Raw genomic sequence first — 11,871 nt, forward strand, 5'->3', positions numbered from 1 at the left:
GTGACCGTCCTCTACAGCGGGATCGGTGAACTCGTCACCAACGACCCGAGCCAGGGTGACGGGACCGCCCTCGGCATCATCTCCGACGCCGCCCTCGTCGTCGACGGCGACCGCATCGCGTGGGTCGGGCGACGAGCGAACGCGCCCGGCGCGGACGAGTCGGTGGACTTCGGCGAGTCGAGCGTGATCCCCGGATTCGTGGACAGTCATGCACATCTGGTGTTCGCGGGCGAGCGGTCGGCGGAGTTCGCGGCAAGGATGAGCGGCCAGGCCTATGCCGCGGGTGGCATCGCCACGACCGTCGCCGCGACGCGGGCGGCCAGCGACAGGACCCTCGCAGGCGGGGTCGGGCGACTCGCGAACGAGCTCGTCCGCGGCGGGGTCACGACCTTCGAGACGAAGAGCGGCTATGGGTTGACCGTCGTCGACGAATCCCGATCGCTCGAGGTGGCCTCCCAATTCACCACGGAGACGACGTATCTCGGCGCTCACGTGGTGCCCAAGGAGTTTCACGAGATTCGCGACGCCTACGTCGATCTTGTGACCGGACCGATGCTCGATGCGTGCGCACCGCTGGCCCGCTGGATCGACGTCTTCTGCGACAAGGGTGCTTTCGACGTCGACGAGAGTCGCGCCATCCTGAGTGCGGGAGTCGCCGCGGGTCTCATCCCTCGACTGCACGCCGGACAGCTCGGTCCAGGGGCGGGAATTCAGCTGGCCGTCGAGCTGCAGGCAGCCTCGGTCGATCACTGCACCTACGCCTCCGACGACGACCTCGAAGCCCTTGCCGGCGCGGCCGGCACCACCGTGGCGACGCTCCTCCCAGGAGCCGAATTCTCCACCCGCGCACAGTGGCCGGATGCACGGCGGTTCATCGAGGCAGGGGCCACCGTGGCACTCGCCACCGACTGCAACCCCGGAAGCTCGTACACCACCAGCATGTCGTTCTGCATCGCGGTCGCGGTGCGCGACATGAACTTCACTCCCGCACAGGCATTGTGGTCGGCGACTCGAGGTGGGGCCGCGGCGCTGCGCCGTGATGACATCGGAGTGCTGGCCGTGGGACGTCGTGCCGACTTCGTGCGGCTCGACGCTCCGTCGTATATCCACCTGGCCTACCGACCCGGTGTGCCCCTGATCGGGGACGTGGTCTCGAGCGGACGGCTTCTTACGCACCGCCCGTAGGCTGATTCGATGAGCGACGACAGCGACGTCATGATCATCTTCGGCATCACCGGTGACCTGGCCAAGAAGATGACCTTCCGCGCGCTGTACCGGCTTGAACGACGCGATGCGCTGCAGTGCCCGATCGTTGGCGTGGCCGCCGACCAGATCACCGTCGACCAACTGCGCGACATGGCGCGCAAGGACATCGAGAACACCGGCGAGCAGGTCGACGACGCCGTGTTCGGCAGGCTCGCCGACCGGCTGTCGTACCTGTCGGGAGACATCACCCAGCCAGGCGTCTACAAGCAGCTGGCCAAGCAGATCGGCCACCACGAACAACCGTTGTACTACCTCGAGGTACCGCCGTCGCTGTTCGGGCCGATCGTCGAGGAACTCGCCGAGGCGAACCTCCTCGAGGGGGCGCGCGTTGCGGTGGAGAAGCCCTTTGGGCACGACCTCGAGTCGGCCCGCGAGCTCAACGACCGCCTGCACGCCGTCCTGCGCGAGAACCAGATCCTTCGCGTCGACCACTTCCTCGGCAAGGAACCGGTCATCGAACTCGAGTACCTGCGCTTTGCGAACCTGGCGCTCGCCGAGGTCTGGGACCGTCGCAGCGTCGCCGCCATCCAGATCACGATGGCCGAGGACTTCGGCGTCGCGGACCGCGGCAAGTTCTACGACGCCGTCGGAGCGCTACGCGACGTCGTGCAGAACCATCTGATGCAGGTGCTGGCCCTGGTCGCGATGGAACCTCCTGCCGGCTCGTCGAGTGCCGAGCTGCGCGACAAGAAGGCCGAGGTGTTTCGTGCGATGCCTGCGGCCGATCCCGAGCACTGCGTGCGCGGTCAGTACGACGGCTACCTCGACGTCGATGGCGTCGCGTCGGACTCGACCACGGAGACGTTCGTCGCGCTGCGATTGGAGATCGACAACTGGCGCTGGTCAGGCGTGCCGATCTTCCTGCGAGCGGGCAAAGCACTGAAGGAGCGGGTCACCGAAGTGCGGCTGATCCTGCACCGCACACCGCAACTCGCGTTCCTGCCCAAGCGCGCCGAGGTCGAACGCAACCAGATCGTGCTGCGCATCGATCCCAACCCGGGGTTCCGGATGCAACTCACCGCGCATGGGGAGAATAACGCGTGGCGCACGGTCCACCTGCAGACTCTCTTTGCAACGGCGTTGGGCGAACCGTTGGAGCCGTACGAGCGGTTGCTGCATGCGGCGCTCACCGGTGACGACCGACTGTTCGCCCGCCAGGACAGCATCGAGGAGACCTGGCGCATCGTCCAACCGCTGCTGAGCGGCCCGCCGCCGGTGCAGAGCTACGCCAAGGGCTCCTGGGGTCCGGCAGGCACCGACGCCCTCGTTCGCGGACTACCCGGCTGGCACGAACCCTGGCTCGAGGACTGAGTCGGTTAGTTCGTGCGCGCCGCCTGTGCCACGCCGAACCAGTGCGCCAGCGTCTTTTCGAGGGTGTCGGTGGTGGGGTTGGCCTTTGATGACGCCCAGGCGACGTAGCCGTCGGGACGGATCAGGACGGCGGTGAGGTCGACTGGCTCAGTAGGTGTGCCAGTCACGACATTGAGGGCCGGTCCGCTGGCGTGGAGGCTGTTGGCGACGACGCTGCCGCCGGTGAAGTCCAGGAGAAGCGGCCGGCCGTCGCGAGCGAGTTGCGCGATGCGCTGCTCGCCGTGAGCAGGGGTGTCGATGGTGATGTCGGGGATCCAGTACCCGACGGCGGGATGAGCGTCGGGTTCGGTCGGATAGCGCACGGCGACGCCGGACAGGGTGACGGCGAGGCTCTCGGCAGCCGTCGGCTGGCTGACCATCTCCTCGAAAATGGCTCGCAGAGCAGTGATTTCCGGTCCGGGGCGCATGAGCGCCATCTGAGCGCGGCTGTGGGTCATCACGTTGTCGGCCGCGAGTCTGCGCTCGGCGTCGTAGGTGTCCAGCAAGGCCGGGTCGACGCGGCCGTAGACGACGTTGGCCAGCTTCCAGCCCAAATTGGCGGCGTCTTGCAGGCACAGGTTGAGTCCCGGTCCGCCTAGCGGGGAATGCACGTGGGCAGCGTCACCGACCAGCAGGACCCGGCCGTGACGGTATTGGCCGGCGACGCGTGAATTGATGCCGGCAAAGCTTCGCAGCACGGGCTCGCTGTCGGGTTCGAGCGATTGCACCGGTACATGGACGCCGAGGACGCGACCGATGCTGTCCTCGAGTTCAGCGGTGGTCAGTGAATCACCGAACCCGGGATGGTCGGAATCGGTGCGAACATTGTCGGGGGTGGGCGCCAGTTCCAGGGTGCCAAGAAGCGAGAATCCGTCCAGTTGACCTCGCATGAACATCCCAGCCTCGGTGCGCAGGAACTGCATCGGGGGTACGCGCCCGAAGCCAGGGACATCCAGTTCGCCAGTGACCGGGTCGATCCAGTGCGGTGGCGGGGTCAGCCCACGCCCGATACGGAACACGGCGTCGTTGGACGACATTCCGGGAAAATCAATGCCTGCGAGCTTGCGGGTGGCGCTGCGACCCCCGTCGGCGCCGACCAAGTACCCGGCTTGAATGTCGTAGGATCCGTCAGGCCCGTCGACCTCGACAGTGACGCTCTTGGCGTGTTGGGTGAATCCGCGTACGCCGTGGCCTCAGCGCGCGTCCACCCCGATCGCGGCAGCACGCTGGGCCAGCGTGCTGGTCAGCCGGGGTTGCTGCACGGGCAGCATGTAGTTCTGCCTCGACGCTGTTGCGGTCAATTCGAGCATCAACCCCGCGAACATCCCCATCGCCCAGGGTTGGGGACCATCCGGTGAGCCGGTCAGCAGTTCGTAGAGGCCACGGTGGTCGAGGAACCGCACCGCCGGCCCGCCGACCCCGTTGGCGCGGGGTTCGGTATTGGGGCCCGGCAACGGATCGAGAACGATCGGTGTGACCCCAGCCAGGGCAAGCTCACACGCCAACAACAAACCGGTCGGCCCGCCTCCGGCGATCACCACTTCGGTGTCGGTCATGTCACTGCCTTCTTGTGTTTTCTTGGCTTCTTCCGAGCTTTGGGGTCGGCGCGGTCGACGGGTGTTCGCGTCGACCGCGCCGATCTCGTTGGGCGGCTTAGCTATCGGCAAGCGCGCGGTCCAGATCCTTCTTGGCTTCGGTCACCGCCTGCAGAATCTTGGTGCGGGCCTCGGCAAGCGTGGCCTTCTGCTCGTCGGTGCCCGTCCACGCGATCGACCTGGCTCGGCCTGCGACCTCGAAGAGTTCCTTGCGGATCTTGATCACGTCGGCGAACTGTCCGGCACGCTTGAGGAAAGCCCGCGCGGTGTCGCTGGTGACACCACGCCAGGCCAGCAGATTGCGGCCGAATTCGGTCAGTGTGGCCACGCCGTCGTCGACCGACACCAGCCCGCGTGCGGCGAGCAGCCCGATGGCGAGTTGTGCGATGTCCTCGGGCGGGGTGAACGCGCCCTCGGTAGCCTCGAAGACACGTTGCACGATCTGGGCGGCGTCACCCGGGCCGTCCAGAAGCACCGCCGCGGTGCCGAATGCCGCGCGCTTGAGGCCGTGCCCCGACCCGTGACCGAACCCTCCAGCGCCAGGACCACCAAAGCCCGCGCCGCCGAAACCGGGTCCGCCGAAACCGCCGAACCCGGGTCCGCCGAAACCGCCAAAGCCCGGTCCGCCAAAGCCGCCGAAGCCGGGGCCGCCTGAAAATCCGTCAAAAGACATGAGTTTGGTCCTTTCGTGATGGGCAGTCGCCGCGGGCAGCCGCGACAACCACTAACAAGCTCCTTGATACTCACGGTTTCAGGTGGTGTCAAGGAACTTGATGGTCAGGCAGTGCTAGACACGCCGCATTGGCGCTGAATACCCCGCTCCGCGATCTCCAGCGGCGTAATCGATTTGAGCCGATCACAGTGCGATCCGCAGCATCCCCGTGGTCATCCGGTAAAAGCGTGTCAGCATATGAGCATGAGCCAATCTGACAATGAGCCGTTGGGTTACTTGATGTATCGCGTGATGGCGGCGCTGCGACCACAGCTCGCCGTTGAGCTCGGCGCGTTGGGGATCGGCGTGCCCGAATTCGTCTGCATGCGCATCTTGTCCCTGAATCCGGGGCTCACCAGTGCGGAAATGGCGCGCGGGACCCACGTGTCGGCACAAGCGATGAATCAGATCCTGCACGCATTGGAAGACCGTGGCGCGGTGACTCGGCCGGCGTCGACGACGACGGGCAAACCCATGCCCGCGCACTTGACGAAGCGCGGCAAGGCCTTGCTCAAAAGGGCCGATGCCGCAGCCCATCTGGCCGATCAGCGGATCCTCACTGGACTCACCGCCGACGAGCAGCGCCAACTCAAACAGCTTCTCGCCGCAGTCGGAACAAGCGCGTCCGACGAGGCTCAGTCGACTGCCTGACCTAGAAGACGCGCGTCGGCACCAGCACTACCCGCCAGCCATCGGGATCCTCGAAGGTCAACGCGCCCACTCCACCCCAGTACGGGTTCTCGGCTTCAACGGGTTCGTGGCCTGCCGCCGCGAGACGCTCGACCACGTCGTACATCTGCGCGTCGTTGTGGAAGTACAGGACGAGCAGGTTGTCCGCAGTGGGGGCTGGGCACGGGCTGCCATCGACGTGTGAGGTGAACTCGAGGTGGTAATCGGTGCCGGGCAGGCCAACCATGAGGCCCGTGTATCCGGCGTGATCCTCGAATCTGTAGAGCACAGGCAGGCCAAGAATCGTCGAGTAGAACTTCTCGATCTCCGCGAGCTGATCGGTCGGGCGGGCGACCCGAACCTGTGCGACGGCCAGCCCGCTCGGCCAGCCGGTCTGCGTTTCCATGCCCGCAGTCTGCAACCTCAACAAAGCTTGACGTCAAGGCCGTCCGGGTTGCCGTGGAAACTGCATCGGCGGCACATGTTGGGAAGTTAACCGCCGCGCAACAGTCACCCTCTTGCTGTTCACCTTCAACCGTGGGAGTCTTCAGATTGTCAACAAAACTACGACCTGACCCTGTGGTGGTGTCACAGCCAGTTCGCTCGTGAGGTGACCTGCGGGGCTCAGAGTCGATGGACGAGGAGGATCCCGTGGACTCCGAACAGGCTCATCCGCCCACCGTCATGACGGACCCGCCCCCGGATGTCGTGCGGAAAGCCGTCGCCGCATCTGCGATCGGCAACGCGACCGAGTGGTTCGACTACGGCATCTACGCCTACGGCGTGACCTACATATCCGCGGCGATCTTCCCAGGGGACACTGCGACCGCGACCCTGCTCGCGCTGATGACCTTCGCGGTGTCCTTCCTGGTCCGGCCGCTCGGCGGACTGGTGTGGGGTCCACTTGGCGACCGGCTCGGCCGCAAGCGCGTGCTCGCCATCACGATCCTGATGATGGCCGGCGCGACGCTGTGCGTCGGGCTCGTCCCGTCGTACGCCATGATCGGGATCTGGGCGCCGATCCTGCTGGTGCTGTTGCGGATGATCCAGGGCTTCTCCACCGGCGGGGAGTACGGCGGCGCCGCAACGTTCATGGCGGAGTACGCGCCGTGCCGCAAGCGCGGGTTCCTCGGCAGTTTCCTGGAGTTCGGCACGCTGGCCGGCTTCTCGGTCGGCGCGCTGCTGATGCTCGGTTTCTCGCTGCTCCTCGGTGATGACCAGATGCATGCGTGGGGCTGGCGGCTGCCGTTCCTGGTCGCCGCCCCGCTCGGACTCGTGGGGATCTACCTCCGCACACGGTTGGAGGACACCCCGATCTTCCGTGAGCTGGAGGCGAAGGGCGAGAAGGAGGAGCAGACCACGACCCAGTTCAGGGACCTGATCGCTGGGTACTGGCGCCCGATCCTGCGGCTGGCCGGCCTGGTCGTCGCGCTGAACGTGGTGAACTACACGCTGCTCAGCTACATGCCGACCTACCTGGAGGGCGAGATCGGGCTTTCGGCCGACGCATCCCTCATCGTTCCGATCATCGGCATGCTGACGATGATGGTGTTCCTGCCGTTCGCCGGGCGGCTCTCGGATCGGGTCGGACGCAAGCCGCTGTGGTGGTTCTCGCTGATCGGCCTGTTCATTGCCGGCATCCCGATGTTCTTGCTGATGGCCACCAACATGGCCGGCGCGGTGATCGGCTTCGCCGTTCTTGGTCTGCTCTACGTGCCGCAGCTGGCGACGATCTCGGCGAGCTTCCCTGCGATGTTCCCCACCCATGTGCGGTATGCCGGTTTCGCGATCGCGTACAACGTGTCCACCTCGCTCTTCGGCGGCACGGCGCCCGCGGTCAACGAATGGCTGATCGGCAAGACCGGGGACGGCCTCATCCCGGCGTACTACATGATGGCCGCCTGCGTGGTGGGTGCGATCGCCCTCATCACGGTGCCCGAGACCACCCGCTGTCCGATCAACGGCAGAACCGTCCCTGGTACCGAGGGTGCCCCGCCGGCCCTGGAATACGAACTCCAACCCGCCCGCGCCTGACGGCACCAGGAGGGAAGGTGCCGTCAGGAGGCGGTCGTCAGGTGGCGACGGCGGCCACGGCGTCGGCCCAGACGCCGACCGCCTCGTCGATCTGGTCGGCCGACACGACGAGCGCCGGGATGAAGCGGACCACCTGACTCCAGGCCCCGCAGGTCAGCAGGAGCAGTCCGCGCCGGGCCGCCTCCTGCTGGGCGGCCGCAGCCGCCGCCGGGTCGGGTTTGCCATCGGCGTCGCGGAACTCGTTGCCGATCATCAGGCCGAGCCCGCGCACGTCGGTGATCTGCTCGTGCTTGTCCGCGACCATCTGCAGCGCATCCTTGAGCTGGGCGCCCCGCTCGGCCGAGTTCTCGACGAGGCCTTCATCCTGGATCACGTCGAGAGTGGCAACGGCGGCCGCACAGGCCACCGCGTTCGCGCCGTACGTGCCGCCCTGCGAGCCAGGCCAAGCCTTGGCCATCAGCTCCGATGACGCCGCGATCGCGGAAAGCGGGAAGCCGGACGCGAGCCCCTTCGCGGTGACCACGATGTCGGGCCGGGTGTTGAAATGGTCACCGCCCCAGAACTTTCCGGTCCTACCGAAGCCGGTCTGCACCTCGTCGAGCACCAGCAGGATGCCGTGTGCGTCGGCGCGTTCGCGCAGGCCGGCGAGGAACCGCTCGTTCGCGGGCACGTACCCGCCTTCACCGAGCACCGGCTCGACGAAGAACGCGGCCGTGTCGGCCGGCGCGCTCAGCGTCTGCAGCACGTAGTCGAGCTGGGCGAGTGCGAAATCGGTGACCTGCTCGACCGGCCAGCCGAAATGGCCGGGGTCCGGGAACGGTGCGACGTGCACACCCGCCATCAGCGGTGAGAACCCCGAGCGGAACTTGGTGCCGGAGGTGGTCATCGATCCCGCCGCCACGGTTCGGCCATGAAAGCCGCCGTGGAACACGATGACGTTCGGGCGCCCGGTGGCCTGGCGGCTCAGTCGCAGCGCCGCCTCGATCGCCTCGCTGCCGGAGTTCGCGAAGAACATCCGGTCAAGGCCGGGCGGGAGCACTTCCCCCAGCCGCTCCACCAGCGTGAGCAGCGGGCGGTGCATCACCGTCGTGTACTGCGCGTGGATCAACGTGGCCACCTGCCGCTGCGCGGCTTCGACGACCCGGGGGTGGCAATGACCGGTACTCGTCACGCCGATTCCCGCGGTGAAGTCGAGGTATCTGCGGTCGTCTTCGTCGAAGAGCAGCACGCCCTCGCCACGGGCGGCGAGCACGCCGGTCGCTTGTTTCAGAATCTGCGAGAGCTCGGCCACGGCCATCCCTTGCTGTCGATGAGTAGATTGTCAACAATCAGAGTATCGAAGGTCACCGCATCGGTGAAAGGGGTTACGGATGAACGAGGAAGCCCAAGTGGTCGGCGCCGTCGAGAAGCGCCTGTTCATCGACGGCAAGTGGGTCGATGCGGCGGACGGTGGAACCTTCGACGTCGTCGATCCCTCAACCGGGACGACGCTCTGCGCGGTCGCCGATGCCACACCGCAGGACGGGATGGCCGCGCTGGACGCCGCCGTCGCCGCCCAGCCGGCGTTCGCCGCGACCTCTCCGCGCGAGCGGGCCGACATGCTCAGCGGGGCGTTCGAGTTGTTGCACGAGCGGGTCGACGACCTGGCCATGCTGATGACACTCGAAATGGGCAAGCCGCTCGCCGAGGCCCGCGGTGAGATCGCCTACGCCGCCGAGTTCTTCCGCCACTTCGCCGAGGAGGCGGTACGGATCGACGGCGGCTACCAGACCGCGCCTGCCGGCGGCGCGCGCTTCCTGATCGCCAGGCAGCCCGTCGGTCCGTGTCTGCTGATCACGCCGTGGAACTTCCCGATGGCAATGGGCACCCGCAAGCTCGGGCCCGCGATCGCGGCGGGCTGCACCAGCGTGATCAAGCCGGCCCACCAGACGCCGCTGTCGATGCTCGCGCTGATGGACATCCTGACCGAGGTCGGTGTGCCTGCCGGCGTGGTCAACTGCGTCACCGCGATGGACGCGGGCGGGGTGATGGAGCCGCTGATCCGGTCCGGTCGCGCACGCAAGCTGTCCTTCACCGGCTCCACCCGGATCGGCCGGCTGCTTCTCGAGCAATGCGCGGAGAAGATCCTGCGGACCTCGCTCGAACTCGGTGGCAATGCTCCGCTGATCGTGTTCGAGGACGCGGATCTCGACGAGGCCGTGGCCGGTGCGATGGCGGCCAAGATGCGCAACATGGGTGAGGCCTGCACCGCGGCCAACCGGATGTTCGTGCACTCGTCGGTCATCGACGAGTTCGGCCGTCGCCTTGCCGAGCGGATGGCATCGATGTCGGTCGGCCGGGGCACGGACGACGGGGTTCAGGTCGGACCACTGATCGACGAGGCCGCCCTGCGAAAGGTCGAGTCGCTGGTCGCCGACGCGGTGCAGCGCGGCGCCTCCGTCCTGACCGGCGGTTCGGCGGCCCCCGGCGTCGGCTACTTCTACCCGCCCACGGTGCTGACGGGTGTGCCGCGCGACGCGGAGATGACCGGCCAGGAGATCTTCGGCCCGGTCGCGCCGCTGACTCCGTTCGATTCGGAGAACGAGGTGGTCGGGGCAGCCAACGACACCGAGTACGGACTGGTCTCCTACGTCTTTACCAACGACCTTCGTCGCGCACTACGCGTCGCCGAGTCCCTGGAGACCGGAATGGTCGGACTCAACCAGGGCGTCGTCTCCAATCCCGCGGCCCCCTTCGGGGGCGTCAAGCAATCCGGGCTCGGCCGCGAGGGCGGAGCCGTCGGCATCGACGAGTTCCTTGAGACCAAATACGTTGGGATCGCGATGAATTAGGCGCAGTCCCCGGTGGCGTCGGGGACGCACAGTCGCTTGATGGCGTCGTCCATGTGCGCGACGAGCAATTCGTCGGTGAGCTTGAGGTCGCCGTTCCTGATCGCGGTGGCCACCGCGCGGTGCTCGTCCTCACGGACCTCCGAGACGGAGTAGGACTCCTCGAGCGCGTGAATGCACATCCGCGTCTCGGTGATGAACGTCTGGTGCATCCGGTTCAACCGCGGGCTGTCGGCCAACTGCACCAGGCGGACGTGGAAGCCGATGTCCAACTCGCTCACCTCGGCAGACGTCGTCGCGGTGGCCATCTGCTCGACGATCTCGAGCAGAGCGTCACCGGCCGCGGCGTGGTCGCCCTCGAGGATCTTGCGGGCCGCGGCGCGTTCGATCGCCTCACGAGCCAGGTACATGTCGCGGACGTCGTTCGGCGTCATGTCGATCACGAAGAGACCGCGGTGGCGGATGGAGACCAGCAGACCTTCCTGAGTGAGCCGCTGCATGCCCTCGCGCAGCGGACCCCGGCTCACGCCGAACTTGCGGGCCAGGTCGGCCTCGCTGAGCTGCGCACCAGGCTTGAGTTCCCCACTGCCGATCGCGTGACGCAGTTTGTCGGCGATGATGCTCGGCGTCGACTGCTGCAGAAGCGGCTCGATCACGTTCGTCATCGGTGGTCTCCAAGGAACTGGTGGTCTCCAAACAGCGTGCCCAGCCCCGGCAGGGCAGGGACCGGTCCGAGGAGCTGCAGACCCTTCCAGACGGTCACCTGGTTGGCGGTGAGGACCGGTTTGCCGATGGCCGCCTCCAGCTCCGGAATGATCGCCAACGTGTGCATCGCGGTGTCCGGGACCAGCACGGCGTCGGCGTCGGGATGGTCGGCCGCCGTCACCATCGCGACCACCTGCGCCGGCTCCAGCGTGCCGACCTCGGCCGCGGTGACGATGCCGTGGCTACCCATCGACACCACCTCGATACCGCCAGCAGATAGGAACCGGACGAAGTGCTGAGACACGTCGTCGGGGTAGGACGCCGCCACGGCGACCCGGCGCACGCCGAGGTGGTGCGCCGCGTCGACGAAGGCGATCGACGTGGACGACGCCGGCACACCGGCCGCGGCGGCGACGCCGGACGCCTGGTCTCGAGCGCCGTCGGGGCCGAACACGAAACTGCCGGATGTGCAGGCCCACATCACCGCATCGGGTTTCTCGGCGGCGAGCTGCGTGGCGCCGTCGGCGAGCCGCTCCGCACGCCCGAGGTCGAGCAGGGCGTCGACTCGGTGCGCGTCCTCACCGACCGAGGTGATCACGACCGGAAGCCGGACCACGCCGCCGACGCGGGACTCCAGCGCAGGGAAGTCGTCCTCCGCGCTGTGACCGGGGTAGAGAAGGCCCACCGTGACCATGCGGTCTCCCTGGTTGAT

Annotated in this window: 11 protein-coding genes and 1 pseudogene; 5 read left to right on the forward strand and 7 right to left on the reverse strand. The window is 67.1% G+C overall.

Annotated features, from left to right (window positions below; all coding sequences use genetic code 11):
* Positions 1 to 1,185, forward strand: a complete 1,185-nt coding sequence (gene hutI / locus HNP02_RS13785) for an imidazolonepropionase (RefSeq protein ID WP_184439248.1) — start codon at positions 1 to 3, stop codon at positions 1,183 to 1,185.
* A 9-nt stretch (positions 1,186 to 1,194) separates the two neighbouring features.
* Positions 1,195 to 2,577, forward strand: a complete 1,383-nt coding sequence (locus HNP02_RS13790) for a glucose-6-phosphate dehydrogenase (protein ID WP_184439250.1) — start codon at positions 1,195 to 1,197, stop codon at positions 2,575 to 2,577.
* A gap of 5 nt (positions 2,578 to 2,582) precedes the next feature.
* On the opposite strand, the gene HNP02_RS42695 is transcribed toward HNP02_RS13790, so the two are convergent.
* The 3 genes and pseudogenes from HNP02_RS42695 to HNP02_RS13800 form a co-directional block, all read right to left on the reverse strand.
* A complete protein-coding gene (locus HNP02_RS42695; protein ID WP_304611003.1) occupies positions 2,583 to 3,653 on the reverse strand; it encodes an FAD-dependent monooxygenase in 1,071 nt (356 codons plus the stop codon).
* A 3-nt stretch (positions 3,654 to 3,656) separates the two neighbouring features.
* Positions 3,657 to 4,172 (reverse strand): annotated as a pseudogene (locus tag HNP02_RS42700) (FAD-dependent oxidoreductase); the annotation flags it as partial.
* Positions 4,173 to 4,269: 97 nt separating this feature from the next.
* The gene (locus tag HNP02_RS13800) at positions 4,270 to 4,884 is read right to left on the reverse strand and encodes a hypothetical protein (RefSeq protein ID WP_184439252.1); all 615 of its coding nucleotides are present in this window, start codon (positions 4,882 to 4,884) and stop codon (positions 4,270 to 4,272) included.
* 243 nt (positions 4,885 to 5,127) lie between these two features.
* Here HNP02_RS13800 and HNP02_RS13805 point away from each other — a divergent pair, with 243 nt between their 5' ends.
* The gene (locus tag HNP02_RS13805; RefSeq protein ID WP_184439254.1) at positions 5,128 to 5,574 is read left to right on the forward strand and encodes a MarR family winged helix-turn-helix transcriptional regulator; all 447 of its coding nucleotides are present in this window, start codon (positions 5,128 to 5,130) and stop codon (positions 5,572 to 5,574) included.
* 1 nt (position 5,575) lies between these two features.
* Here the strand turns inward: HNP02_RS13805 and HNP02_RS13810 are convergent, their stop codons facing one another.
* Positions 5,576 to 5,998, reverse strand: a complete 423-nt coding sequence (locus HNP02_RS13810) for a VOC family protein (RefSeq protein ID WP_184439256.1) — start codon at positions 5,996 to 5,998, stop codon at positions 5,576 to 5,578.
* 278 nt (positions 5,999 to 6,276) lie between these two features.
* Between HNP02_RS13810 and HNP02_RS13815 the strand changes: the two genes are divergently transcribed.
* Entirely contained in the window at positions 6,277 to 7,626 is a 1,350-nt protein-coding gene (locus HNP02_RS13815) for an MFS transporter (RefSeq protein WP_255506546.1), read from the forward strand.
* A 37-nt stretch (positions 7,627 to 7,663) separates the two neighbouring features.
* On the opposite strand, the gene HNP02_RS13820 is transcribed toward HNP02_RS13815, so the two are convergent.
* Positions 7,664 to 8,923 carry an aminotransferase class III-fold pyridoxal phosphate-dependent enzyme gene (locus tag HNP02_RS13820; RefSeq protein WP_221317595.1) on the reverse strand — a complete coding sequence of 420 codons (1,260 nt, stop codon included), beginning with the start codon at positions 8,921 to 8,923 and terminating at the stop codon, positions 7,664 to 7,666.
* Between the two features lie 73 nt (positions 8,924 to 8,996).
* On the opposite strand from HNP02_RS13820, the gene HNP02_RS13825 reads away from it, so the two are divergent.
* Positions 8,997 to 10,457 (forward strand): NAD-dependent succinate-semialdehyde dehydrogenase, encoded by a 1,461-nt coding sequence (locus tag HNP02_RS13825; RefSeq protein WP_184439263.1) that lies wholly within the window; start codon positions 8,997 to 8,999, stop codon positions 10,455 to 10,457.
* On the opposite strand, the gene HNP02_RS13830 is transcribed toward HNP02_RS13825, so the two are convergent.
* Positions 10,454 to 11,119: a GntR family transcriptional regulator gene (locus HNP02_RS13830; RefSeq protein ID WP_184439265.1), complete on the reverse strand. Its 666-nt coding sequence runs from the start codon at positions 11,117 to 11,119 to the stop codon at positions 10,454 to 10,456. The two genes, HNP02_RS13825 and HNP02_RS13830, sit on opposite strands and share 4 nt — an antisense overlap.
* Entirely contained in the window at positions 11,116 to 11,853 is a 738-nt protein-coding gene (locus HNP02_RS13835; protein ID WP_184439267.1) for a maleate cis-trans isomerase, read from the reverse strand. The genes HNP02_RS13830 and HNP02_RS13835 overlap by 4 nt, the downstream gene beginning before the upstream one ends.
* Positions 11,854 to 11,871: the final 18 nt, after the last annotated feature.

The sequence above is a fragment of the Mycobacterium sp. AZCC_0083 genome (assembly GCF_014202335.1).
In the GTDB taxonomy this organism is placed as follows: Bacteria; Actinomycetota; Actinomycetes; order Mycobacteriales; family Mycobacteriaceae; genus Mycobacterium.

Excerpts from the sequence above, each read along its gene's own strand:
- HNP02_RS42695 (WP_304611003.1), bottom strand. The coding sequence starts at position 3,653 with ATGTCGTCCAACGACGCCGTGTTCCGTATCGGGCGTGGGCTGACCCCG.
- HNP02_RS13810 (WP_184439256.1), bottom strand. The coding sequence starts at position 5,998 with ATGGAAACGCAGACCGGCTGGCCGAGCGGGCTGGCCGTCGCACAGGTT.
- HNP02_RS13790 (WP_184439250.1), top strand. The coding sequence starts at position 1,195 with ATGAGCGACGACAGCGACGTCATGATCATCTTCGGCATCACCGGTGAC.
- HNP02_RS13805 (WP_184439254.1), top strand. The coding sequence starts at position 5,128 with ATGAGCCAATCTGACAATGAGCCGTTGGGTTACTTGATGTATCGCGTG.
- HNP02_RS13835 (WP_184439267.1), bottom strand. The coding sequence starts at position 11,853 with ATGGTCACGGTGGGCCTTCTCTACCCCGGTCACAGCGCGGAGGACGAC.
- HNP02_RS13800 (WP_184439252.1), bottom strand. The coding sequence starts at position 4,884 with ATGTCTTTTGACGGATTTTCAGGCGGCCCCGGCTTCGGCGGCTTTGGC.
- HNP02_RS13825 (WP_184439263.1), top strand. The coding sequence starts at position 8,997 with ATGAACGAGGAAGCCCAAGTGGTCGGCGCCGTCGAGAAGCGCCTGTTC.
- HNP02_RS13830 (WP_184439265.1), bottom strand. The coding sequence starts at position 11,119 with ATGACGAACGTGATCGAGCCGCTTCTGCAGCAGTCGACGCCGAGCATC.
- HNP02_RS13820 (WP_221317595.1), bottom strand. The coding sequence starts at position 8,923 with ATGGCCGTGGCCGAGCTCTCGCAGATTCTGAAACAAGCGACCGGCGTG.
- HNP02_RS13815 (WP_255506546.1), top strand. The coding sequence starts at position 6,277 with ATGACGGACCCGCCCCCGGATGTCGTGCGGAAAGCCGTCGCCGCATCT.